18 protein-coding genes are annotated in these 24,714 nt (G+C 72.3%); 8 read left to right on the top strand and 10 right to left on the bottom strand.

Annotated features, from left to right (window positions below):
- Positions 1 to 25 precede the first annotated feature (25 nt).
- Genes Apa02nite_RS24320 through Apa02nite_RS24305 form a run of 4 tightly spaced genes read right to left on the bottom strand, consistent with a single transcriptional unit; the run spans position 26 to position 2,653 of the window.
- Complete coding sequence (locus Apa02nite_RS24320) at positions 26 to 691, bottom strand: ABC transporter ATP-binding protein (protein ID WP_203827033.1); 666 nt, start codon at positions 689 to 691, stop codon at positions 26 to 28.
- The gene (locus Apa02nite_RS24315) at positions 688 to 1,725 is read right to left on the bottom strand and encodes a peptidoglycan-binding protein (protein ID WP_203827032.1); all 1,038 of its coding nucleotides are present in this window, start codon (positions 1,723 to 1,725) and stop codon (positions 688 to 690) included. The genes Apa02nite_RS24320 and Apa02nite_RS24315 overlap by 4 nt, the downstream gene beginning before the upstream one ends.
- The gene (locus Apa02nite_RS24310) at positions 1,722 to 2,180 is read right to left on the bottom strand and encodes a hypothetical protein (protein WP_203827031.1); all 459 of its coding nucleotides are present in this window, start codon (positions 2,178 to 2,180) and stop codon (positions 1,722 to 1,724) included. Before Apa02nite_RS24310 ends, Apa02nite_RS24315 begins: the two co-directional genes overlap by 4 nt.
- Before the next feature lie 59 nt (positions 2,181 to 2,239).
- The gene (locus tag Apa02nite_RS24305) at positions 2,240 to 2,653 is read right to left on the bottom strand and encodes a DUF2000 domain-containing protein (RefSeq protein ID WP_198171255.1); all 414 of its coding nucleotides are present in this window, start codon (positions 2,651 to 2,653) and stop codon (positions 2,240 to 2,242) included.
- Between the two features lie 50 nt (positions 2,654 to 2,703).
- On the opposite strand from Apa02nite_RS24305, the gene Apa02nite_RS24300 reads away from it, so the two are divergent.
- On the top strand, positions 2,704 to 3,489 hold the full coding sequence (locus Apa02nite_RS24300; protein WP_203827030.1) for a helix-turn-helix transcriptional regulator: 786 nt from the start codon (positions 2,704 to 2,706) through the stop codon (positions 3,487 to 3,489).
- 292 nt (positions 3,490 to 3,781) lie between these two features.
- Here the strand turns inward: Apa02nite_RS24300 and Apa02nite_RS24295 are convergent, their stop codons facing one another.
- From Apa02nite_RS24295 to Apa02nite_RS24275, 4 genes are all read right to left on the bottom strand, one after another.
- Positions 3,782 to 5,368, bottom strand: a complete 1,587-nt coding sequence (locus Apa02nite_RS24295) for an amidohydrolase (protein ID WP_203827029.1) — start codon at positions 5,366 to 5,368, stop codon at positions 3,782 to 3,784.
- Positions 5,369 to 5,470: 102 nt separating this feature from the next.
- The gene (locus Apa02nite_RS51170) at positions 5,471 to 7,561 is read right to left on the bottom strand and encodes an L-lactate permease (protein WP_239164533.1); all 2,091 of its coding nucleotides are present in this window, start codon (positions 7,559 to 7,561) and stop codon (positions 5,471 to 5,473) included.
- Positions 7,562 to 8,226: 665 nt separating this feature from the next.
- Entirely contained in the window at positions 8,227 to 10,770 is a 2,544-nt protein-coding gene (locus Apa02nite_RS24280) for a molybdopterin-dependent oxidoreductase (protein WP_203827028.1), read from the bottom strand.
- An 85-nt stretch (positions 10,771 to 10,855) separates the two neighbouring features.
- A complete protein-coding gene (locus Apa02nite_RS24275; protein ID WP_203827027.1) occupies positions 10,856 to 11,644 on the bottom strand; it encodes an FAD binding domain-containing protein in 789 nt (262 codons plus the stop codon).
- A 153-nt stretch (positions 11,645 to 11,797) separates the two neighbouring features.
- Between Apa02nite_RS24275 and Apa02nite_RS24270 the strand changes: the two genes are divergently transcribed.
- The 4 genes from Apa02nite_RS24270 to cydC are packed head-to-tail and all read left to right on the top strand — an operon-like array spanning position 11,798 to position 17,500.
- Entirely contained in the window at positions 11,798 to 13,186 is a 1,389-nt protein-coding gene (locus Apa02nite_RS24270; RefSeq protein WP_203827026.1) for a cytochrome ubiquinol oxidase subunit I, read from the top strand.
- Between the two features lie 11 nt (positions 13,187 to 13,197).
- Positions 13,198 to 14,193 carry a cytochrome d ubiquinol oxidase subunit II gene (cydB, locus tag Apa02nite_RS24265; protein WP_203827025.1) on the top strand — a complete coding sequence of 332 codons (996 nt, stop codon included), beginning with the start codon at positions 13,198 to 13,200 and terminating at the stop codon, positions 14,191 to 14,193.
- On the top strand, positions 14,190 to 15,818 hold the full coding sequence (gene cydD / locus Apa02nite_RS24260; protein WP_203827024.1) for a thiol reductant ABC exporter subunit CydD: 1,629 nt from the start codon (positions 14,190 to 14,192) through the stop codon (positions 15,816 to 15,818). The genes cydB and cydD overlap by 4 nt, the downstream gene beginning before the upstream one ends.
- Entirely contained in the window at positions 15,815 to 17,500 is a 1,686-nt protein-coding gene (gene cydC, locus Apa02nite_RS24255) for a thiol reductant ABC exporter subunit CydC (protein WP_203827023.1), read from the top strand. Before cydD ends, cydC begins: the two co-directional genes overlap by 4 nt.
- Here the strand turns inward: cydC and Apa02nite_RS24250 are convergent.
- On the bottom strand, positions 17,497 to 19,485 hold the full coding sequence (locus tag Apa02nite_RS24250; RefSeq protein ID WP_203827022.1) for an ATP-binding protein: 1,989 nt from the start codon (positions 19,483 to 19,485) through the stop codon (positions 17,497 to 17,499). The two genes, cydC and Apa02nite_RS24250, sit on opposite strands and share 4 nt — an antisense overlap.
- A 485-nt stretch (positions 19,486 to 19,970) precedes the next feature.
- Between Apa02nite_RS24250 and Apa02nite_RS24245 the strand changes: the two genes are divergently transcribed.
- Both Apa02nite_RS24245 and Apa02nite_RS24240 read left to right on the top strand, forming a co-directional pair.
- Positions 19,971 to 20,618, top strand: coding sequence for a DUF6230 family protein (locus Apa02nite_RS24245; RefSeq protein ID WP_203827021.1), 648 nt, complete (start codon positions 19,971 to 19,973; stop codon positions 20,616 to 20,618).
- Positions 20,619 to 20,696: 78 nt separating this feature from the next.
- Positions 20,697 to 22,337 (top strand): DUF6114 domain-containing protein, encoded by a 1,641-nt coding sequence (locus Apa02nite_RS24240; RefSeq protein ID WP_203827020.1) that lies wholly within the window; start codon positions 20,697 to 20,699, stop codon positions 22,335 to 22,337.
- A gap of 408 nt (positions 22,338 to 22,745) precedes the next feature.
- On the opposite strand, the gene Apa02nite_RS24235 is transcribed toward Apa02nite_RS24240, so the two are convergent.
- A complete protein-coding gene (locus Apa02nite_RS24235) occupies positions 22,746 to 24,125 on the bottom strand; it encodes a GGDEF domain-containing protein (protein ID WP_203827019.1) in 1,380 nt (459 codons plus the stop codon).
- Between the two features lie 215 nt (positions 24,126 to 24,340).
- On the opposite strand from Apa02nite_RS24235, the gene Apa02nite_RS24230 reads away from it, so the two are divergent.
- Positions 24,341 to 24,610 carry a DUF2277 domain-containing protein gene (locus Apa02nite_RS24230; RefSeq protein WP_203827018.1) on the top strand — a complete coding sequence of 90 codons (270 nt, stop codon included), beginning with the start codon at positions 24,341 to 24,343 and terminating at the stop codon, positions 24,608 to 24,610.
- Positions 24,611 to 24,714: the final 104 nt, after the last annotated feature.

The following is a 24,714-nucleotide window of genomic DNA, read 5'->3' as shown; positions in this document are numbered from 1 at the left end:
TCACCGTCGTTTCCTGACCGGCTGATCATGCGATCACCGAGACCGAGCCGTCGCGGATCGCGACCCGGCGGGGCAGCGCGGCCGCCACGTCCCGGTCGTGGGTGATCACCACGACCGCGGTGCCGTCCCGGTTCAGGGCGGCGAGCAGGTCGAGGACCCCGGCACCGGAGGCGGTGTCCAGGTTGCCGGTCGGCTCGTCCGCGAGGACCAGCGGCGGGTCGCCGACCACCGCGCGGGCGATCGCCACCCGCTGCCGTTCGCCGCCGGAGAGCTGGTGCGGCCGGTGCGTCAGCCGGTGCCCGAGCCCGACCCGGTCCAGCGCCGCGGCGGCCAGCACGCGGCGCCGTCGTGCGCCGACACCGTGGTAGAGCAGCCCGGTCGCCACGTTGTCCAGCGCGGACAGGTGCGCGGTGAGGAAGAACTGCTGGAAGACAAAACCGATCCAGCGGGCCCGGATCGCGGCGAGCCGCCGGTCCGGCAGGAGCGCCACGTCGTGCCCGCGCAGCAGCACCCACCCGCTGGTCGGCGTGTCCAGAGTGCCCATCAGCTGCAGCAGCGTGGACTTGCCGGAACCGGACGGCCCGACGATCGCGATCAGCTCACCGTCCCGCACGGTCAGCGAGGCGTCGCGCAGCGCGGTCACCCCTCCCGGGTACGTCCTGGTCACCCGGTTCAGCTCGACGAGGCTCATGTCCGCGGCACCCTGACGAGCATTCCCGGTGCCAGGTCGCCGGTCACCTCGACGTCGTCCCCGGCAAAAATCCCCAGGTGTACGGGTACCGAGCGCACCGTCCCGGACTCGTCCAGCACCTCGACGGCGTACTGGTCGGGTGACGTCGCGAGCAGCGCGGTGATCGGCACCGCCAGGACTCCCCGGCGTACCGAGCCTTGAAAAGCGGCAGTGACCGGCGCGCCGTCGAAAGCACCCGCGGTCCCGGCCTCCGGCAGCGTCACGGTGACCGGAAGGCGCGCCTCCTGCGTCGCGGACCCGGTCGCCACCGTGCCGACCGCCGTGATCGTGCCGGTCACCCGCGCACCACCCGGCAGCGTGACCCGCACCCGCGCGCCGGTACGGGCCAGCGCCGGCGCGTCACTGACCGGCAGCTCCACGGTGACCTGCCGCCGGGTGCCGCTGACCGTGCACACCGTGCCACCGGCCGGCCCGCCGAGCGTGGCCCGCACCGCGGTCACCCGGACCGCGCCCGGCTGGACCACCACGTCACCGGGCGCGACCACCCCGGTACGACTCCGCCCCCGATCCTGCTGCCAGTCCCGGATCGCCGCGGCGGTGGCGCCGGTGAAGTCGCGATCCACGGTCAGTTCCGCGCCGTGGCCGAGCGCCGCCAGGTTGCGCTCCAGCTCCAGCACGTCGTAGCCGTCGGTGACCCCGGCCCGCAGCTCACGCCAGAACGGCGTCGAGCCGTAGAACAGCGGCACCGCGACGCCGTCCACCCCGTACACCCGGTTCCCGCGCCGCAGCACCGCGCCGGCCGCCGGAAGCCAGGTGATCCGGCCGGGCCCCTCCCCCAGCACGCCGCGGCTCGCACCGAACCCGAGCGTCCCGGCAACCTCGGCAGTGCTGCTCAGGTCGGTACGCCGCACCTCGACGGCGGGCAGGCTCCCGGTCGACGCCGCGACCGGCGCGCTCCGGTCCGGCCAGAGCAGCCAGCCGCCGCCGGCCGCCAGCACCACCACCCCGCCGGCCAGCAGCAGGCGGCGTCTCACCGGGGCACCTCCTTGTCACAGACCGTGAACGCGTCCACGAGCTGCTGCTGCGGATACGTCGCGCCCTGCGCCAGGTGGACCGCCGGATCGCCGCCGGTCTCCGGATCCTCGGCCCGGATCCCGTGCTGGCGCAGGCACTCGGCGAGCCGGAGGGCGTGCTCCTCGACCGCCGGATCGGGGTCGCCCTCCCGATGCCCGGGCGGCGCGAGCCGGGCGCACGCGGACAGCGCGGCCAGGGTCTTCGGGTCCTTGGTGTTGAGCGTGAACCCACCGGCCTCGTCGATGTCGTCCAGGTCCGGGACGTCGACACCCGCGCTGCGCATGCACGCGTTGTGCTGATTCGCCTGGGCCAGCTCGGCCGCCGACGGCTCCGGCCCTCCGGTCTTCCCGCAAGCCGCCGGACCCAGCGTGAGCACGACCGCCAGGGCCACCCCATATCGTACGAATGTCCTCATGCCCCCGAGTCTCGGCACCGCGCGGTTGCGCCTCGGTGAGCGGGACCGTTAACCGGAACTCAACCGTGCATCGACGCACCCTTGAGCACCTTGTCGACGGCGTTGCGAGGTCCGTGCACGGCCAGCCCGACCAGGTCCAGCCCCGCGGTGGGCACCGCCCGGACCGCGGCCCGGTTCGCCTCGTCGTGGCCGGTGGCGAAGAGATCCGACGTGAATATCGACATTTGTACGCCCCGGGCCAGCCCCCGGGTGTGCGCCTCGCGCAGCAGTTCCTTGCCGCCCTCGAGGACCAGCACCGGCTGGCGGAACATCGGCAGGTACTCGACGTCGTCGCCGTCGACGTACGGCTGACCGAGCGTCTCCGGCTGGGCGGTGGCCAGCCCGGAGACCAGGAAAGCGGTGACGTTGAGGCGTTGCCAGACGAGCAGGTCGTCGCGGAGCAGGACAGCGATCTTGGTGGTGAATCCGGTCATGCCACTCATCGTCGACCGTCCCCCACCTGCGGGTCTTGTACGATCGTGACGTGCTGCCGGGCCCGTCGATCCGCGCGTGGCGACCCCCGCTGGACGGTGTCGCCGAGGTGCTGCACGCCCGGTTCGGCGCGCACGCGTACCCGATGCACGCGCACGACACCTGGACGCTGCTGCTCGTCGACGACGGCGCGGTCCGCTACGACCTGGACCGGCACGAGCGCGGCGCGTTCGGCGAGATGGTCACCCTGCTGCCACCCAGGGTTCCGCACAACGGCACCGCCGCCGACCGGCACGGCTTCCGCAAACGCGTGCTCTACCTGGAACCCGGTCACCTGCCCGGCAACCTGGTCGGCGCGTCCGTGGACACCCCGGCACTGGCCGACCCGGCGCTGCACCGGATGATCTCGACGGTGCACCGGCTGGTCCGCTCCCCCGGCGACGAACCGGCCGCCGACGACCTGCTCACCGTCGCCCTGGAACGGTTGCGCAGCCGGCTCGGCGACCACCCCGCGCCACCGCCGCACGGTGGCGCGGCCCGGGATCTCCGCGAGCTGCTGGAGGCGCACATCGTGCCGGGCCTGCCACTGCGCACGGCCGCGGCCACGCTGCACTTCGCGCCGGCGCACCTGGTCCGGTCCTTCCGGCGCGAGTTCGGCATGACCCCGCACCAGTACGTCATCTCCCGCCGCGTCGACCTGGCCCGCCGCCTGATCCTGGCCGGGCAGCCGATGCCCGCGGTCGCGGTGGGCAGCGGCTTCTACGACCAGCCCCACCTGATCCGGCATTTCAAACGGATCCTCGGGGTGAGCCCGGGTCGCTTCGCCCGCCCGCGCTGAGCGCCCCCCGCTGACCTGCCCTTACCCGAACCTTTCGCCGGCCTTACACAGGTCTTACTCCAGCCTCGCTCCGGCATGGGGCCGACCTCGGCCCGGCCTCACGACCGGTCTCGGCCCGGCCCCTCGGGCGGCCACGGCCCCGGCCTCTCGAGCGGTCTTCTCCCGGCCCCTCGGGCGGCCATGGCCCGGACCCGCCCTCGGCCATGGCCCGGCCTCTCGGGCGGCTTGACTCTGACCCAAGGGGAAGGTTCAGGCTGGTTGCCGAGGGCGGGTTTCCGATGTGGGACGCGGGTCAGGAGCGATGGGCGACGGTGCCGTCCACAACGGTCAGCGGGACCGCAGACTCGGCGAATTCGTCCGGGCCGGCGGTCAACGGGTCCAGGGTGAAGGCGGACAGGTCGGCCCGGAAGCCGGGCGCGATCCGGCCGATGTCGGTCCGCCCGGCGGCGGCCGCAGCCTGCGTGGTGTATCCCTCGAGGGCCATCCGGGCGGTGAGCGCCTGGTCCGGCAGGATCGGCTCCACCTCCGGCGCACCGGCCGGCCGCCGCAGCCGGGCCGCCGCCATGATCCCGCGCGGGTCGAAGGACGCGATCGGCCAGTCCGACCCGAGCGCCAGCCGAGCACCCTGATCCCGCAGGTCACGGGCCCGGAAAGCGCGGTCGGCGCGCTTCTTGCCGAGCCGCCGCGACCAGTTGTCGGTGTGGTCTGCCCGGGTGTAATGCGTGCAGTGCGTGGGCTGCATGCTCGCGGTCACGTCCAGCTCGGCAAACCGTGCGACCAGCTCGGACGGCATGGTCTCCAAGTGTTCGACACGGTGCGGCACCCGCGGCCGGGGCAGCCCGGCGAGGGTGTCCAGGACGTAGCGGATGCCGGCGTCGCCGATCGCGTGCGTGACGATCGGGATGCCGTGCCCGGCGAGGTGTCCGGCCGCCGCGGCGTATTCGGCCGGGTCGGGCCAGAAACAGGCCGTCGACTCGCCGTGCGTGTCCGGCTCGTCGAGCCAGGCCGTGCCACCGTCGATGGTTCCGTCGATCATGAATTTGGCGCCCTCGACCCGCCACCGGCGGCCACTCAGCCGCTGCTGCTCGACACACTGCTCCAGACCGTCGCCGGGCATCACGAACGGGGCGCAGCGCCAGGTCAGCGGCAGGTCACCGTCGGCCTCCAGGTCGCGGAACAACTCCAGCGAGTCCAGCCCGAAATCCATCGCGTTGGCCGAGGTCAGCCCGCTGGCCGCCATCCGGTTCATCAGGTCGCGCAGCCGGGCGCGCCGATCGCACGGGTCGTCCGCCGGCAGCATCTCGTGCACCACCATCGCCGCTTCGAGTTCGAGCAGGTGCCCGGTCGGCCGCCCGGCTGGGTCACAGACCACGCTCGCCCCGGAGGCGAACTCCCGCGGCCCGGTGATCCCGGCGATCTCCAGCGCCCGCGGGCTGACCAGCGCCGAGTGCGCGTCGAAGAGCACCAGGAAGACCGGCACGTCCGGCCCGAGCGCCTCCACCAGCGGCGCGTGGGTGACCGGGGCGCCCTCGAACGCGTTCGGGTCCAGCCCGAATCCCTCCAGCCATTCCCCGGCCGGGCCGGCCGCGGCACGCAGCGTCTTTGTGAGCTCGTCGCGGGTGCGCACCTGGGACAGGTCGACGCCCCGGGTCATGCTGAGCCCCATCACCGGGTGCGCGTGCCCGTCGACCAGGCCCGGCGTGATCGTGGCGGCGCCCAGCTCGATCAGTTCGGTGCCGGGGCCGCGCCAGTCACGGACGTCCGCCCGGTCGCCGACCGCGGTGATCACCCCGTCCGCGACGGCGATCGCGGTCGGCTGTGGACCGGGAAGCAGGGTGTGGATCCGATCCGCCATCAGGATCAGGTCGGCGGCGGTCATGTGCGCGCTCCTCACGGACGGTGGTCACACGGCTACTACTTGCCTGTGTACCGCCTCCGGTGCCACCCGGTTCAGCCCCCGTTCCGGCAAATCTCGGCCGGACTACTCGGACGGGACCATCCAATCCAGCACCGGTGTCCCCTGCAGAGTGACGATTACGCACATCAGGAGCAGCAGCACCCCGCTCCAGAGCACCACCTTGCGGAAGATGTCGCCTTCCCGACCGGCCATCCCGACGGCGCCCGCGGCGATCGCCAGGTTCTGCGGGCTGACCATCTTGCCGAGCACCCCGCCGGAGGAGTTGGCGGCGGCGAGCAGCAGCGGGTCCAGTCCGGCTTTCGCCGCGGTCTGCACCTGCAACGCGCCGAACAAGGCGTTCGCCGAGGTGTCCGAGCCGGTCACGGCCACCCCGATCCACCCGAGGATCGAGGAGAGGAAGACGAAGACACTGCCGGCCGTGGCCAGGAACGCGCCGAGGGTGCTGGTCTGGCCCGACTGGTTCAGCACGTAGGCCAGGGCCAGCACGGCCATCACGGTGACGATGGCATGCCGCAGCTCGACATAGGTCCTTCCGTAGGCTCGCAGCGCCGCACCGGGCCGGACCCGCAGCACGACCGTGGTCAACACACCGGCGATCACCATCAGCGTGCCGGCCGCCGGCAGCCAGCCGAAGGTGAAGTTGGTCGAGGCCAGGGGTTTGCCGTTGACCCCGACGACATCCAGGCCGGGCCACCTGAAGACCACCGTCCACGGCTCACCGGCCAGCGCCTCCTTGACCGGCCCGAGGTTAGCCACCGCAAAAATCACGATGATGATCAGATAGGGCGCATAGGCCCGCGCAACCTCCACCGGCGCATCACGCCCCGCAACGCCGCCCTCAGCGCGCCCGGCCACACCCTGCCCGGCCCTCGCGGACTCATCCGCGGCCCGATCCGGCCGCGCCCGATCGCCGCCCGCCCCACCGGCCGCCTCCGGACCGCCCAACGCCGCCCCACCCCCAGCGCCCGCGCCATCCGACCCGCCCGCAGTCCCCGCATCGCCCGACCCACCCGGGTCGCCCGCATTGCCCGCGCCGCCCGCGTTGCCCGACCTGTTTGGGGCGCCCGCAGCATCCGGGCCGCTCCCGGTGCCCGCGCCGCCCGGCCCGTCCTCGGTGCTCGCACCACCCCGCCCATCTGCGGCTCCCGACGGATTTCCGGAACCCGACCCACGCGCCGGACCGGCGGAGCCGGCCGCTGGGCCGACGGTGCCAGCCGACCGGCCGACGGTGGTGAGGGACGCCGGCGAGCGCTCTCGGCTGACCTCCTCGGACAGGTCCGGGGTTTCCGAGGGCTGCCAGAAGCGCAGCAGCAGGACGACCGCGGCGGCTGCCGCCAGGGAGGCGATGATGTCGGTGAGGGGAACGGAGATGTAGTTCGACGCGAGGAACTGGCCGACTGCGAAAACGAAGCCCGCGACAACAGCGACGGGCCAGGTCTGCCGGATCCCGCGACGACCGTCCACGACGGCCACCAGGACCAGTGGCACCACCAGGGCCAAAATCGGCGTCTGCCGGCCGACCATCGCGCCGAGCGTGTCGGTGTTCAGGCGCGGGTCGGTGCTCGCGCCGGCGGTCACCGTGCCGAGCGTGGTGATCGGTGTCGCCAGGGCGCCGAACGCGACCGGCGCGGTGTTCGCGATCAGCGCGACCGCAGCGGCCCGCAGCGGCGGGAAGCCGAGCGCCATCAGCATCACCACGGTCACCGCGACCGGGGTGCCGAACCCGGCGAGCGCTTCGAGCAATGCCCCGAAGCAGAACGCCACGATGATCGCCTGGATCCGCATGTCCGGGCTGACCCGTTCCATCGAGCGGCGCAGCACGTCGAAGTGGCCGCTGACCACGGTCAGGTTGTAGACCCAGATCGCGTTGATCACGATCCACAGGATCGGGAAGAACCCGAACGCGGCGCCCTCGGACGCCGACAACAGCGCCTGACCGACCGGCATCGCATAAACGGTGACCGCCACGATCAGCGCCACCACCAGCGACACCACCCCGGCCAGCCAGGCCCGGACCCGGAACACCCCGAGCAGGAGAAAGAGAGTGAGCAGCGAGAGCACCGCGAAGATCGCCGAGAGCGCCACGGAGTCCGCGACGGGGTCGGTCACGATCTGGAACTGTTCCGCAAGCAGCCGATCCGCCATCGCAGCCATCCAGGGTCATCGATCACCTCCCCGCAATCTAGCCGCAAACCCCCAGCAACGAAACCACACCGCGAAACGAAGCCCCCCACCGCGCGCGGCACCGCCGGCCAGGCCCGTTCGCCCTCACCAGGAAGCCGCAGGCCGGGGTGACCTGACCCAAGGAGACCACCGAAGACCAGCCGGCACCCGCTCGCGCGACGTCCAGCCAGCACCCGCTCGCGCGACGCCCAGCCAGCACCCGCTCGCGCGACGCCCAGCCAGCACCCGCTCGCGCGACGCCCAGCGGGGCCGCCAGCAGCGACCCACCACCCGGCAGCCGACAGCGTCCAGAGAGGCGGCACTTACCGCCTCTCTGGCATCCTAGGAGGCTGGGTTACCAGACCAGGCGCCCCGATCCCCGCGGTGGAATGCCCTGCCCCTCGACCGACCGGGTCGCACAGGAAGCCGGACGACCATCGGGTCAGGCGGCCGGATCGTCGCGGCCGGGCGGCCGATGTGGCCGGGCGGCCGGCGCGGCCGATGTGGCCGGGCGGCCGATGTGGCCGGGCGGCCGATGTGGCCGGGCGGCCGATGTGGCCGGGCGGCCGATGCAGCCGAGCAGCCGACGCGGCCGATGCGGCCGGGCGGCCGGGCGCGATGGCCACCGCGAGCAGCACGGCGGGCGCAGGCGCTACCTATTGCATCGCGAGCCAGATCCGGTCGGTGGTGAACGGGATCTCCGTCATCCGCACCCCGATCGCGTCCCGCAGCGCGTTGGCCAGCGCCGGAGCGACCGGGTTGTACGGGCTCTCACTCATCGACTTCGCCCCGAGCGGCCCGATGCTGTCCACCGTCGCCGCGAAGTGCACCTCCGTCCGCGGGGTGTCCGCGAACGTCGGCAGGTGGTACTGCCGGAACGTGGTCGTGGTGACCGCCCCGGTCTCGTCGAGGTCCACGTGTTCGGCAAGGGTCGCGCCGAGCGCCTGCGCCACCCCGCCCTCGATCTGCCCGCGCAGCTGCAGCGGGTTCATCACGGTGCCGGCGTCGGCGCTGTGCACGCTGCGCAGGATCCGCAGCTCACCGGTGTCCGGGTCGACCGCGACCCGGAACCACTGCGCGTTGAACGCCACCGACCGGGGTGTCCCGTCGAAGTGCCCGTGCGCGACCTCGCCCCCCTCGGTGCGCAGCGCGCGCGCCGCCCTCAGCACCGCCTTCCCGGCCACCACCACGCCGGTGGAGGCGAACGCGCCGGTGTCGTGCTTGACCACGTCGGTGTCCGACTGCCGGATCACGATCTTGTCGGGGGTGACGCCGAGCTCGTCCGCGGCGATCTGGGCGTGCACGGTGGTGCTGCCGTTGCCGAACTCGGCGGTGCCGACCGAGAGTTCGAAACGTCCGCCGGGGAGCCGGCGGACGGTGGCGTCGGCGAAGTGCCCGCCGGGCGGACCGGCCGCGATCATCGCGATCGCCATGCCCTCGCCGACCAGCCAGCCGTCCGGGGCATCGTCCGGCAACGCCGCAGCGGCACGAAGACGGGCGAGGCACTGGTCCAGGCCGTAACTGGCGATGCCCAGGTCCTCGACGTGGTCGCCGGGCGCGGTCAGGTCGTCGCCGTCGCGGACCACGTTCAGCTCGCGGAACGTGACCGGATCCATCCCGATCCTGCGGGCCACCTCGTCGAGCACCGACTCGACGGCGAAGGTGACCTGGCCCAGGCCGTAGCCGCGGAACGCGCCGGCCGGGACGGTGTTGGTGTAGACGGCGTGCGCGTCGGTGCGCATGTTCGCGCACCTGTAGACCGCGACCGACTCGTGGCAGCCGTGGAACATCACCGAGGCGCTGTGGTTGCCGTACGCCCCGGCGTCGACCAGCACGTCCAGGGTCAGCGCGGTGAGCGTGCCGTCCCGTGTCGCGCCGGCCTTCATGGTCACCGTGAACGGGTGCCGGGTGGTCGAGCCGTAGAACTGCTCGGAGCGGGTGTACTCCCACTTCACCGGCCGGCCGGTGCGCATCACGGCGAGCGCGACCAGGTCCTCGACCAGCATCTCCTGCTTGCCGCCGAAGCCGCCGCCGACCCGGCCGGCGATCACCCGGACCCGGTCGAGGGGCAGGTCGTAGAGCGACGCGACGGCCCGCCGGGTCAGAAACGGGGTCTGCGTGCTGGACCGGATCACCAGGCGGCCGTCGTCGTCGAGCCAGCCGACCGCCCCGTGCGTCTCCAGCGCGGCGTGCTGCACCCGGGCGGTACGGAACGTCGCCTCGTACACCTCGTCGGCGGCGGCGAACCCGCCGGCCACGTCACCCATCGACGCGTGCAGCTCGCCGATCACGTTGCGGTCGAGCTTGTCGCCGTGCACCAGCGGCGCGCCGCCGGCCAGCGCGAGGGCCGGGTCGAGCACGGCCGGGAGGATCTCGTACTCGACGCGCAGCCGCCGGCAGGCCTCCTCGGCGGCCGCCTCGCTGGTCGCCACGACCGCCGCGACACGCTGGCCGACGAACCTGACCACCTCGTCCAGCACCCGGGTGTCGGCCGGGTCCTCGGCCACGTTCTCGTGCTGGGCGGTGGAGAAGAGCCGGTCCGGCGCGTCCTTGTGGGTGAGGATCGCCTCGACCCCGTCGACCTGGAACGCGGCCGAGGTGTCCACCGCGACGATCCGGGCGTGCGCGTGCGGCGAGCGCAGCACCTTGAGGTGCAGCACGCCGGGCACATCCAGGTCGAACGTGTACCGGGCGGTGCCGGTGACCACCTGCGGGCCGGCCGGTGCGCCGAGCGCCGCGCCGACCGCGCAGCCCGGGCCGGGCGTGGCCAGGTTGTCCACGCCGGCGACCGCGTCGGCGATCGCGCGGTAGCCGGTGCACCGGCACAGGTTGCCCTTCAGCGCGCGCGGCAGGTCGTCGTGCTGCTCCTCGGTCAGCGCCGCGGTCGTCATGATCAGACCGGCCGTGCAGAACCCGCACTGGAAGCCCTGCGCGTCGAGGAACGCGCGCTGCACCGGGTGCAGCTCGTCGCCGCGGGCCAGGCCCTCGACGGTGGTGACCCGGCGGCCCTGCGCGCGGAACGCCGGGTAGACGCAGGAGTGCACCGGCTCGCCGTCGACGTGCACCGTGCAGGCGCCGCAGTCGCCGGCGTCGCAGCCCTTCTTGACCCCGAAGCAGCCCTCCTCGCGCAGGTAGGTGCGCAGGCACTGGCCGGGCCGGGGCGCACGCTCGTGCGACGTTCCGTTGATCTCCACGCTCATGCTGCGCCCTCCTTCGGCATGCCCTTCCGGCCCTCGCCTGCGAGATCATGATTCGGTGCGGCCAGGTGCCGCTCGGTGCAGGCGGTCATGCCCCTATCTCCGTCCTGATCTGCTCCGCGAACAACCTGGTCAAGTGCATCCGCCAGGCCGGGCGGCCGTGGATGTCGTCGGTGTAGGCGTCCGGCGGGATGGTGGCCACGGCCGCTTCCACGTCGCCCGCCGACGGCGGCGCGCCGAACCGGAACACCCAGGGCCGGCGGGTCGCGGCGGTCACCGTCAGCGTCAGGCCGCCTCCGGGCTCCGCCCGGCCGATCAACAGGGCCGCGGACCGTCCGTGCTGATGCAAAGACCCTCTTCGGTACGACGTACGCGACCGGAGCGACGCCGCGGGCAGCAGGACCGAGCGCAGCAGCTCCCCGTCCCGGAGCACCGTCCGCCCGTCGCCGGTGACGAACTCGGCGACCGGGACGCGGCGCTCGTCCCCGGCCGGGCCGATCAGCGTGCACACCCCGTCCAGCGCCGAGCCCAGCGAGATCATCGGGCCGGCCGGCAGCGCGGCGCACAGGTTGCCGCCCACCGTGGCCACGTTCCAGATCTTGAAGGAGGCCAGGAACGAGTGGCAGCACTGCCCGACGATCCGGTGCCGTTTCAGCCGGGCGGCCAGTTCGGCGATCGTGCAGGTGGCCGCGACCTCCACCCCGTCGTCACGCACGGTCAGCGACGGCCAGCCGGCCGAGGGCAGGTCGAGCAGCCGGGAGACGTGTGGACGTGGCTCGCCGAACAGCGCCGTGCCGCCGCCCAGCCAGGCGTCGCCGGGCCGCCACATGCCGGGTGCCGCGGGGCTGATCACTTCGGTAACCGTGTGCAGATCCACGTTCGTACGCTACGCGCCGCGTGTTTCGGATCTTGGATTCTCGAAAGACGGTTCCGGGCGGGACCTTGTGTGGTCCGCAGTCGGGACCTTTGGCCCTGATCGACGGGTATCACCTGGTCAAGGCTCATGGGGACGTTGCGGAAAGGATCTTCGGTGGATTCGCTCGACCTATCGCGGTGGCAATTCGGAATAACCACCGTGTACCACTTCATCTTCGTTCCGATAACGATCGGACTTTCGGCCCTGGTCGCCGGACTGCAGACCGCCTGGGTCCGGACCGGCAAGGAGCACTACCTCCGGGCGACCAAGTTCTGGGGCAAACTCTTCTTGATCAACTTCGCGATCGGGGTGGTCACCGGCATCGTGCAGGAGTTCCAGTTCGGGATGAACTGGTCGAACTACTCACGCTTCGTAGGCGACATCTTCGGCGCCCCGCTCGCCATCGAGGGCCTGCTCGCGTTCTTCCTGGAGTCCACGTTCCTCGGCCTGTGGATCTTCGGCTGGGACAAGTTGCCGAAGCGCCTGCACCTGGCCACCATCTGGCTCGCCTCGCTCGGCACGATGCTCTCGGCGTACTTCATCCTGGCCGCCAACTCCTGGATGCAGCACCCGGTCGGCTGGACGATGGGCGACGGCCGGGCCGAGCTGACCAGCATCGGCGCGGTGCTGACCAACAGCACCACACTGGTCACCGTCCCGCACACGCTGACCGCCTGCTTCCTGACCGCCGGCGCGCTGCTGCTCGCGGTCAGCGCCTGGCACTTGCGCAAGGGCCACCAGGAGGAGGTGTTCCGGCCGTCGCTGCGGCTGGGCGCCTGGGTGGTGCTGATCGCCGGGCTGGGCGTGCTGATCACCGGTGACCTGCAGGCCCGGGTGATGACCGAGCAGCAGCCGATGAAGATGGCCGCCGCCGAGGCGCTCTACGAGAACACCGAGTCGGCCTCGTTCTCGGTCTTCACGATCGGCTCGCTGGACGGCAGGCAGGAGGTCTGGAGCGTTCGGATCCCGTCGCTGCTGTCCTTCATGGCCACCGGCACCCCGGCCGGCGAGGTCGAAGGGATCAACGACCTTCAAGATCAATACCAGCAGACGTACGGCGAGGGCGACTACACGCCGATCGTGCCGGTCACCTACTGGTCGTTCCGCCTGATGATCGGGTTCGGCGGGCTGGCCATGCTGGTCGCCCTCGCGGCGCTCTGGTTCAACCGGGGCGAGCGCCGGGCCCGGAGCCGCTGGCTGTGGATCGCCGGGATCGGCACGGTGGCGATGCCGCTGCTGGCCAACTCGTTCGGCTGGATCTTCACCGAGATGGGCCGCCAGCCCTGGACGGTGTTCGGCCTGTTCAAGACCGCCGACTCGGGCAGCCCGTCGGTCTCCACGACTGAGGCGGCCACTGGCCTGATCGTGCTCACCGTGCTCTACGGCGTGCTCGCGGTGATCGAGGTCGGGCTGTTCCTGAAGTACGCCGGAGCCGGCGCCCCCGAGATCCCCGCTGACCCCGGTGACGAGGCCGAGGACCGGCCGCTCGCCTTCGCGTACTGAGGACGACATCCATGGAACTCACCACCTTCTGGTTTCTGCTGATCACCGTGCTCTGGGCCGGCTACTTCCTGCTCGAGGGCTTCGACTTCGGCGTCGGCATCCTGCTGCCGTTCGTCGGCCGGGACGATCGCTCCCGCCGCCTGGCGATCAACACGATCGGCCCGGTCTGGGACGGCAACGAGGTCTGGCTGATCGTCGCCGGCGGCGCCACCTTCGCGGCGTTCCCGGAGTGGTACGCCACCCTGTTCAGCGGCTTCTTCCTGCCGCTGCTGCTGATCCTGGTCTCATTGATCGTGCGCGGCGTGGCGTTCGAGTACCGCGGCAAGCGCGACGGCGTGACCTGGCGCAAACGCTGGGACATCTCGATCTTCGTGTGCAGTCTCGTGCCGGCGGTGCTCTGGGGTGTCGCGTTCGGCAACATCCTGCGCGGCGTGCCGCTCGACGCCCGGCACGAGTACGTGGGCGGATTCGTCAACCTGCTCAACCCGTACGCCCTGCTCGGCGGGCTGACCACGCTGGCGCTGTTCACCCTGCACGGCGCGGTGTTCCTGGCGCTCAAGACGGACGGGCCGATGCGCGAGCAGTCCGGTCAGATCGCCGAGACCATGGCCATGGTCGCGGTGCCGGTCGCGGCCGGGTTCCTGCTCTGGACCGGGATCGCGCACGGCGACGGGTGGGGCATCGCCGTCTCGGTGCTCGCCGCGCTCACCCTGGTCGCCGCGATCCCGCTGACCCGGGCCCGGCGCGAGGGCTGGGCGTTCCTGGCCACCGCGGCGACGCTGGTGCTCGCCGTCGCGGCGCTGTTCGTGACCCTGTTCCCGGACGTGATGCCGTCGACGCTCGACCCGGCCAACAGCCTGACCGTGCACAACGCGTCGTCGACGCCGTACACGTTGCGGGTGATGACCTGGGTGGCGGTGTTCTTCACCCCGGTCGTGCTGCTCTACCAGGGCTGGACGTACTGGGTGTTCCGCAAGCGCCTCAAGCTCAGCGACATCCCGGCGTGAAGCCGCTCGACCCCCGGCTGCTGAGGTACGCCCGGAGCACCCGGGCCTACCTGGCCGCGACCGTCGTGCTCGGCGGTCTGCACGCCGTGCTGCTGGTCGCCCAGGCCACCCTGCTGGCGAGCGCGATCACCGCGGTCTTCCTGGACGGCCGCCACCCGGCCTGGCTGCTGCTGGCCCTGACCGTCCTCGGCCGGGCCGGGGTGGCCTGGCTGCAGGAGCTCGCGTCGGCCCGGTCGGCGGCCGCGGTCAAGAGCGAGCTGCGCGGCCGGCTGCTCGGCCACCTGGTCGCGCTCGGTCCCGCCCGGCGCCGACCGGCCGGCGAGGTCGCCACCCTGGTCACCCACGGCCTGGACGCGCTCGACGGGTATTTCGCCAAGTACCTGCCGCAGCTGGTGCTGGCCGTGCTGGTGCCGGGCATCGTGCTGGTCCGGCTGCTGCCCGCCGACCTGACCGCGACCGTCACGATCGCGGTCACCCTCCCGCTGATCCCGGTCTTCATGGCCCTGGTCGGGATGCACACCGAGGCGCAGAACCGGCGGCAGTTCCGGCTGCTGGCCCGGCTCTCGCACCACTTCCTGGACGTGGTGGCCGGGCTGCCCACCCTCAAACTGCTCGGCCGGTCCCGGGCCCAGGCCGGGATCATCCGGCGGATCAGCGCCGAGCAGCGCGAACAGACCATGCGCACGCTGCGGACCGCGTTCCTCTCCTCGCTGGTCCTGGAGCTGCTGGCCACCCTGTCGGTGGCCTTGGTCGCGGTCGGCATCGGCCTGCGCCTGGTCTCCGGGAACCTGGACCTGAGCACCGCGCTGCTGGTGCTGATCCTGGCGCCGGAGGCGTACCGGCCGCTGCGCGAGGTGGGCGCGAACTACCACGCCAGCGCCGAGGGGCTGGCCGCCGCCGAGGAGGTCTTCGCGATCCTGGCCGAACCGGCCGCGCCGGACGGGACCCGGGCGCCGGTCTCCGGCCCGATCGTCTTCGACGGCGTCGAGGTGCGCTACCCGGACCGTGCCGAGCCCGCCCTGCGCCTCACCGCGACGATCCTGCCCGGCGAGGTGGTCGCGCTGACCGGCCCGTCCGGGTGCGGCAAGTCCACCGCCCTGTCGGTGCTGCTCGGGTACGCCACCCCGGCCGCCGGGCAGGTCACCGTCGGCGGGGTGCCCCTGGCCGAGCTGGACCGGGCGGCCTGGCGGCGCACGATCGCCTGGGTGCCGCAGCGCCCGCACCTGTTCGCCGCGTCGCTGCGGGACAACATCGCGCTCGACGCCGGCCACACCGAGGCGGAGATCCGCGCGGCTGCCGAGGCGGCCGGGGTCAGCGAGTTCGCCGCCGGGCTCCCGGACGGCTACGACACCGTGCTCGGTGACGCCGGGACCGGACTGTCCGCCGGGCAGCGGCAGCGGGTGGCGCTGGCCCGGGCGTTCGCGCGGGACGCGCCGATCGTGCTGCTCGACGAGCCGACCGCGAACCTCGACGAGGCCACCGCGGCCGGGGTGATGGCCGCGATCCGTGAGCTGGCCCGCGGGCGGACCGTGCTGATGGCGGCCCACCGACCGGAACTGATCAGCCTGGCCGACCGCGTGATCGAGGTCGGCGCTCCCCAACTCCTCCCCGCGGGACGGTCATGACGCTCTCGACCTACCACGTCCTGCGCCCCGCCTGGGGACGGCTCACCCTGGCCGTGCTCGCCGGAGCCGGTGCGGCCGGATCCGCGGTGGCCCTCGCGGCGATCTCCGCGTGGCTGATCTCCCGCGCCGCGCTGCACCCGCCGGTCCTGCACCTGATGGTGGCGATCGTCGCGGTCCGCGCCTGTGGCCTGAGCCGTGGCGTGCTGCGCTACCTGGAACGGCTGATCGGGCACGACGCCGCGTTCCGGATCCTGGCCGGCGTGCGGGTCGGCCTCTACCGGCGCCTCGAGGTGCTCGCACCGGCCGGGCTGGCCGACTTCCGCCGCGCCGACCTGGCCCAGCGGCTCGCCGCCGACGTCGACGCGGTCCTCGACCTGGTCACCCGGGTGCTGCTGCCCTACGCGGTGGCCGCCGTGGTCGGGCTCGCCTCGGTGCTGGTGATCGGCGCGCTGGTGCCGGTCGCCGGGCTCACCCTGGCCGCCGCGCTGCTGGTCACCGGGGTGCTGGTGCCGCTGCTGCAGCGGGCCGCCGCGCGCCGGGCCGACGGGCGCCTGGCGCCGCTGCGGGCCGAGTTGGCCACCGGCGTCGTCGACCTGGTGCACGGGATGCCGGACCTGCTGGCGTACGAGGCAGTCGAGAACCGCCGCGAGCGGCTCGCGGACCTGGACGCCCGACTGACCTCGGCCTCGCGGCGCTCCGCGGCGACCGCGGGGGTCGGCGCCGCGGTGACCGCCCTCGGCACCGGCGTCAGCGTGCTGGCCGGGCTGCTCGCCGGGGCCGCCGCGGTGCGCGCCGGCAGCCTGCCCGGCGAGCTGCTCGCCCTGGTGGTGCTCACGCCCCTCGCGGTCTTCGAGATCGCCGGGCCGTTGCCGGCCGCCGCTCAGCGGTACGCGACCGCCCGGACCTCGCTGCGCCGCCTCACCGAGATCTGGTCCGTCCCGGACCCGCTCAGCGGAAAGGACGCAACGGTTCCGACCGTCGCCGCTGATCCACTCGACTGGCCCGCTGAGATCCACGCTGCGGGCTCAACGGCGTCGATCGGTACCCGAGTGCCGCATCTGAAAATGGCGGGCGTGACGGCCGCCTGGACCGCCGATCGCCTGGCGGTGACCGAACTCGATCTGGACCTGCCGCCCGGCGCGCGCGTCGCCCTGGTCGGGCCGAGCGGGTCCGGCAAGAGCACGATCGCCGCGCTGCTGGTCCGGTTCCTCGACCCGCGCACCGGCCGGATCACCCTGGACGGCACCGATCTGCGGGACATCCCGGCCGCCCGGGTCCGGGAGATCGTCGGCTACCTGCCCGAGGACGCCTACCTGTTCGACACCACGATCGGCGCGAACCTGCGGATCGCCCGGCCCGGCGCCACCGACGCCGACCTGCTCGGCGCGCTGGCCGGCGCCCGGCTGCGGGACTGGGTGGACACCCTGCCGGACGGGCTGGAGACACTGGTCGGCGAGCACGGCCTGGCGCTCTCCGGCGGGCAGCGGCGACGCCTCGCGCTGGCCCGGCTGCTGCTCACCGGCGCCCGGGTGCTGATCCTGGACGAGCCGGGCGAGCACCTGGACGACGCCACGGCCGGCGCACTGGTCCGCGACCTGCTCCAGGCGGCCGGCGAGCGGACCGTCCTGCTGATCACCCACCGGACCGCTGACCTGGCCGGACTGTCGGTCCACGCGCTCTAGGACACCGGGACCGGGGCCGGCACCGGCACGGCGGGCAGCGTGACGGTGAACGTGCTGCCCCGCCCCACCACCGACTCCACCGAGATCGACCCGCCGTGGTCGCGGACGATGTCCCGGACGATCGCCAACCCCAGCCCGGGCCCCTGCACCGCCTGGTCCATCGCGTTGCCGGCCCGGTGGAACGGGGTGAACAGCCCGGACACGTCGGCGGCCGGGATGCCGATCCCGGTGTCGATGACCACGATCGTGACGGTCTCCTCGTCCGCGCCGCACCGGCAGGTCACGCTGCCGCCGGCCGGGGTGAACTTGATCGCGTTCTCCACCAGCTTGCGCAGCGCCCGCTGCAGTTGCGTCCGGTCGCCGCGCACCCAGGCCGGCTCGGCGGCGACGGTGACCCGCAGCTCCTTGGCCTGCGCCGCCGTACCCAACTCGGCGTGCACCGCGGCGGTCAGCGCGGACAGGTCGACCGGCTCGGTGAGCGTGTCCGCCGCGGTGGCCGGCCGGTCCAGCAGCAGCAGGTCACCGATGGTGTTCTGCAGCCGGTGGGCGTTGCGCAGCACCGCGTTGACCGAGCGGCGCTGCGTCGGCGACAGCTCGTCGTCGTCCTCGGCGAGCATCTCGGTGTAGCCCAGGATGCTGGTCAGCGGGGTGCGCAGCTCGTGGGTGACGGTCTGGATGAAGACGTCCTTGCGCTGGTCGAGCATCCGCAGCTCGCTGATCAGCAGGTCCTGGTGCACCCGGACGCTCTGCTGGCGCAGCGCCCGCTCGATCTCCCGGGCCACCCCGGCGAGCAGCCGCCGCTCCGACTCGGTCCACGCCGCGGCGTCCTCCCGCCGCTCGGACGAAGCGGCGTCCACCCGCCGCTCCGACGGGTCGATCCGGTCCGGCCCGTCGGCCCGGCAGACGTAGAGGTAGCCGCCCGGGCACTCGGCGTCGCCACCCAGGGTGACGGACAGCCCGCCGTCGGCGTGCGTCACCGGCTCACCGACCGGCCCGTCGGACAGACCGTCGACGATCGCCGGGTCGAGGTCCGGGGCACCGGCCGGCCAGCACACGGCGACCTGCCCGGTGCCCGGCACGTACAGCCGGCTGCGCACGGTGCCCGCGCCGAGCGCGGCGCCGATCTGCGCGACCACCCGGTATCCGGTGATCGCCGGGTCGGTGTCCTCCCGCTGCAGCTCGGCGGCGACCGTCTGGCGCAGCCCGGCCCGGGCCGACCGGGTCTTCTCCGCGGCGAGCAGCTCCTCGGTCTGCGCCGCGAGGTCGTTGAGCGCGTCGACCACGGTGCGCAGTTCGACGGCGCCGTCGACCGCGACGCGGGCCGAGCGGTCCCCGGCGGCCTGCCGGCGGATGGTGTCGCCGACCCGGGCCAGCGGGACCAGCAGCTGACGGCGGCTGACCCGGACCAGCAGGTATCCGGCGATCAGCACGGCCACCACCAGGGCGCCGGACGAGATCGCGAGCGTCCGTTCCATCCGGCGGTCGGCGGTCTCCTCGGAACGCCACTCGGCGGCGATCGCGTCGTCGGCGGCGCTGTTCACGGTCCGCAGCCGGTCGAAGAGCTGCTTGCCCAGGGCGTTGCTGGGCATACCGACCGGCGAGCCGCCGGTCGCGATCGGGATGGCGTACTGGTCGAGCCAGTCGTCGACCGCCTGCCGCTCGGCCCCCAGCAGTTCGACGGCCTGCCGGTCGCGGGTCTGCGCGGCCGCCCGGGCCAGGACGACGAGGGCGGCGCCCCGGCCGTTCTGGTACGGCTCCAGGAACAGCCGTTCGCCGGTGAGCTGAAACCCCCGGAGCCCGGTCTCCGCGTCGGTCATCCGCTGCAGGGCGAGCCGGTTGGCCTCCCGGGCCGCGGCGATCCGGTCATTGCGCCGGTGATGGTCCTCGCGCAGCTGCGCGCCGACGCCGAACTGCACCACGAGGAACGCCGTGAACAGCACCAACAGGGCGGCGAAGCCCAGGTTGAGCCGGCGCTGCAGGCTCATCGGCCGCGCTCCTCGGACACGATCATGCTTCTCACATCGGCAGGGAGCGGTCGGCACATGAGCGGGGCAGCCCATTCGGTGGAGATCAACATCCCCCGGACCGGCGGTTCACCTCGCCGTAGCGGTCGGATAAACCCGTTTCTGAGAGTTCTCTGGATTTCGTTACCGATCCGTAACCGACGATGCGTCATAACCCGCGGTCACCACGCCGGTCGTGGATCGAGGCCGGTTGTCCGGTTTGCTGCAGGAATTTCGGACACCCGGGACAGCAACATCACGCTGCGTTAACAAGATCAAGTGATGTGGGTTACTGACTAGTAGCCAAGCCCCTTGTAGTCACCGTGCGGGGGCGGCAACATTTCCCGAACATTACGACGACGGCATCGACTTGCCTCACTGTCGACGGTTGGCAGAAGTGTCGCCCGTCGATGCGAGCCATTGGCGGTGCGGCAGTCTCGCCGTCATCACTTTCTATTGGAGGATCCGTGAAGGATGCGCAGAGCGCTCCGGCCGCCGGACGCACCAACTGGCGCCGGTTTGCCGTCGCCGTGGGCGTTCCGACCGCCGTGGCCGGTGGACTTGTCGTTGCCCTCGCGCAGGGCGCCCTCGCCGCGAACATCACGGTGTCGGGCACGCAGTTCAAGCTGACCGCCGACCACCTCGAGGGCCGGGGCTTCACCCAGTACGGCGGTGCGGTCACCGACGTCAGTGGCAAGACCACCTACGACGCCACCTCGGGCATCCAGCACGCCGACCTGTACAACCTGTGCCAGTCGGTCAACGCGGGTGTGTTCGTCCTCAAGATCACGGCGGCCACCGACGCGAAGTACGACGCGGCGAACCCGGCCGACTCGGCGAAGAACGCGGTGCAGGCCGACGACCTGCTGATCGGCATGTCCGAGCTGGGCGGCGACGCCACGTTCAAGAACATCCAGATCGGCCTGGACGCCTCGACCCTGAACGCGGACGGCGCTGCCACCCACGGCCGGGCCGGCACCTTCGGTCAGCAGGCCAGCGGCGTCAGCATCGAGAACCTGAAGCAGCAGGCGTACCTGACCACTGCTTCCAGCTTCAAGCTCAAGGGCATGAGCCTCAAGCTGCTCTTCGGTGGCACCAAGGACGAGTGCTACTGATCTAGCTCGACCGGGGCTCGTGGAGCGACTTTCCGCGGGCCCCACCCTTTTGCCCGGTAAAAAAACAATGGAGGACGAGTGGCGACCGACGACTTCTGGAGCAGGTACCGCCGGTGGCGGCGGAACCGGCCGTTCTGGGGTGGCCTGTTCCTATCGCTGTCCGGTCTGCTGCTGTTCTTCAGCTCCAACCTCTCCCTCTTCAGCGACCTCAAGCTGGAGATTCACATCGGGCCGCAGGGCTTCCTGTCCTACGTGCTGCCCGTCGTGATGCTGATCTGCGGCATCCTCGTCTGGACCACCCCGGCCCAGCGGATGTTCTACGGCATCGTCGGCCTGCTGACGGCGCTCTACTCGTTCATCGGCCTGAACTTCGGCGGCTGGTTCCTCGGCATGCTGACCGGCCTGATCGGCGGCGCGCTGGCGATCTCGTGGATCCCGGCCACCGCCGGACCGGACGTCCCGGCTCAGGAGCCGCTCGACAGCTCCGGCCCGGACAGCTCGGTGGAATACCCGGACTCCCCCCAGGTCTACACCGGGCCGGGCGAGTCCACCCAGGTCATCCCGGTCGCCGGGCACGACGACCGGCCGCACGGCACCGCCACCCTGCGCTCCTCGGCGCAGAGTGACCCGAGCATCCTGCCCGGCTTCGACCAGCCGCGCGGCGACGAGCCGGATTCCGGCCGGGGCATCAACCGCAAGACGCTCGCGCTGATCCTGGTGCCGGCGTTCGTCGGCGCCAGCATGCTGGTCGGCAGCCGGATGCCGGCCAACGCCGCCGAGGAGTGCCCCGAGGGCCTGCCCTCGATCACCACCTCCGCCTCCGCCTCGCCGTCGCTGTCGGCCTCCGCCTCGACGGCGCCGGCCAAGGACGCCGAGAAGCCCGCGGCGTCGAGCTCGGCCAAGCCCAGCGCCACCAAGACCACCACCGCGCCGGAGACCTCCGCTTCCGCCTCGGCCTCCGCGTCCCCGGCCGCCACCGAGGACGGCAACCCGGTCCTGGACGGCATCCAGGACGTGGTCGACGGCGTCGGCAACCTGCTCGGCCTCGGCGACGAAGAGGAGTCGCCCACTCCGAGCGCGTCGCCGTCGGCGTCGGCGACCGAGCCGGCTGAGCCCACCACCGCGCCGGCCACCACCCCCGCGACCACCGCTCCGGCGACCGGCGACACCGCGCCCGCCGCCCCGGCCAGTCCGGCCGGCGGTTCGGCGTCGGCTTCCGCCTCCGCGTCGGTCTCCGCGTCCGCCTCGGTCGACCCGGACATCCTCCCCTGCCTCGGCGCTCGCCAGCAGGGCAAGGTCGCCGAGGGCGCCGTCCCGAAGTCCGCGATCAAGCCGGGCATCATGAAGGTCGGCACGCTGAACATGTACGACCCGAAGTACGTGGGTGTCATCGACCTCCCCACCGCGAACGGGCCGGTCAAGGTGCTGCAGTTCGACATGTCCAAGGCCACGAACGAACCGTTCAGCCTGACCATCGACGAGGCCGGCGACGCGACCACGGTGATCAAGAGCGCCAAGCTGACCACCGACGGGAACGTGAAGTTCTACACGCCGAAGTTCTCCGGCAAGTTCTTCGGCGTCCTCCCGATGACCTTCACGCCGGAGGAGCCGCCGCCGCTGACCCTCCCGTGGATGGTCTTCACCGACGTGACCATCGACCTGGCCTACGTCAGCTGCAACACGCTGACCGCCGAGCCGATCACCATCACCGCGAACTGAAACTCCCCCGAGAACGGCCCGGCTGATCGCTGCCGGGCCGTTTTTTCCACCCCTCTGCGGTACGACTACGGAGCGCCCGTCCGCAGGCTACGAGCCGAGTCCCGCCCGTGAGGCGAACGCGAGACTGCTCCCACTCCCGGCCGCAGCGCGACTCCCGACTTTGGCTGGCTCTCAGGGGTGTCTCCGCGCTGCGGAGACACCCCTGAGGCCCAGCCGGGACCCGCAGGCGCGCCTCGGTCCAGGGCAGGCCGCGGTCCTGCGGGGTCGTGCCCACCCACGGACGTCGCCCCGGAGGGCTTCGCGTTCTGGACGCGCCAGCGGCCAGCGAAGCCCGCAGGGGTCCCGGCGGGAGCGACGATCTGTACCCCGGCGGACGCACGACATCAAGCTCTTGATCTTGAATTTTCGCTAGGCGGATGCCGGCCAGATGTCCGGTTCGAACCAGCGGACTACCCCCTTGCCGGAGGCCTTGGCGGCATACATCGCGGTGTCGGCCTGGCGCAGCAGCGAGCTGATGCTGCCCGCCTGCCCGGACCGCAGCGCCGCCAGGCCGATGCTGCCGCTGATCGTGACCTCGGCGCCGTGCACGGTCATCGGTTCCGACAAACGGCGCAGAAGCCGCTTCGCCACCGCGTCGGCGCCACCGCCCACATCGGTCACCAGGATCGCGAACTCGTCCCCGCCGAACCGGCTGACCAGGTCGGACTCGCGCAACTCGGCGGTCAGCCGCTGCGCCACCACGATCAGCACCTCGTCGCCGGCCGCGTGACCGAGCGTGTCGTTGACCGGCTTGAAGCCGTCCAGATCGAGCATCATCGCGCAGACGCCGGCCCGGCGGCGGGTCAGTATCTCGGCGGCGCGGGCCCGGAACGCCACCCGGTTCGGCAGGCCGGTCAGGGCGTCGTGGTGCGCCTGGTGCGACAGCGCGAGTTTCTGCGCCTCGAGGACCACCGCCATCCGACCGACAGTGATCAGGGTGAGGAACTGCCGGATCAGCACCAGCGAGAAGCTGGACAGCAACAGCCAGACCAGGACCGGGTTGAGCCGGCCGTCGCGCGCCTCGCGGGCCGCCGCGACCCCGACCGCGATCACCACCGGCAGGTACGGCAGCAGCGCCCACGGGCCGAAGACCAGGCGTTCCATCACGTCGGCGCCGGGCCGGGAGATCCGCAACCGGCTGGAGACCGCGGTGGCCCAGGCGCCCAGCACGTAGCCCGCGCCGACGCCGTGCTGGTACCACGGCCCGCCGACGACGTCGTTGCGCAGCGAGAGCATCACCGTCGCGGCCTGCAGCAACGCGGCGCCGGCCAGCACCTGCTGCGCGCTCATCCCCCGGTTCGGCGCGGACTCGGAGAGCGTCACCAGCGCCACCGACGAGCCAAGCATCAGGACCGCGACGATGGCGATCGCGTAGCCCTCCGGCACGCCGCCGATCCGCCCGGTCACCCCCGAGAGCACGTATTCCCAGGCCAGCGCGAAGACGGCGCCGGAGACCGCGGCCACGTCGAGCACCCGGCGCACCGCGGCGATCCCGCGCAGCCGGTGCCCGGCCAGCAGCACGGCGGCCGGGACCAGGGCGGCCGCGACCATGGAGAGCAGCGCGCCGGCGCCGTTGAGGGCGGGCAGGCCGGCCGTGGCGGCCAGCATCAGCAGGTTCGAGACGCTCCAGGCGGTGCAGGCCACGGCGCCGAACGCGTACCCGATCCGGATCGGCCGGGCGTCGCGGGTCTGCCGTGCCCGCCGCCGGTAGTGCCACGCGGCGTAACCGCTCGCGGACGCCACGATCATGTCAGAGAGGGCAAATCCGACGGACCGCGGCAAGTACGGGTGGAGCAGTTGGACCGCCGCGGCGAGGCACGCACCCACCGTCAGCGCCGTCCGCAGTCGCATGCCCACCCCACGTTCCCCGTAGAGAGAGGTGTGTACGGCTTCCCGGGTCGCGCCGGATGGCCGAGTATGGCATAGATCCCCGACCAGATCCGGTCCCGCCGAGGAGGCCCGCCGTGTGCCGCAACATTCACCAACTGCACAACTTCGAACCGCCCGCCACCTCCGACGAGGTGCACGCCGCCGCGTTGCAGTACGTCCGCAAGGTGGCCGGCTCCACCCGCCCGTCACAGGCCAACCAGGCCGCTTTCGATCAGGCCGTGGCGGCGATCGCGGCGGCCACCCAGGAGCTGCTGGACAGCCTGGTGACCACCGCGCCGCCGAAGGACCGCGAGGTGGAGGCGACGAAGGCGCGGGCCCGGGCGGAGAAGCGCTACGCGTCCTGAGCCGCTTTGGGGTGATGTTGTACGGTCCTCACGGCAATTTCGGTCGATCATGGACATCGATCGGAGTCGGGGCACCGGCCCCGGATGCCCGGGCGGTGGGAGCG

The sequence above is a fragment of the Actinoplanes palleronii genome (assembly GCF_016862315.1).
GTDB classification, from domain to species: Bacteria; Actinomycetota; Actinomycetes; order Mycobacteriales; family Micromonosporaceae; genus Actinoplanes; species Actinoplanes palleronii.
The sequence above is the reverse complement of the archived record's forward strand: the minus strand, read 5'-3'. Positions and strand labels throughout refer to the sequence as shown.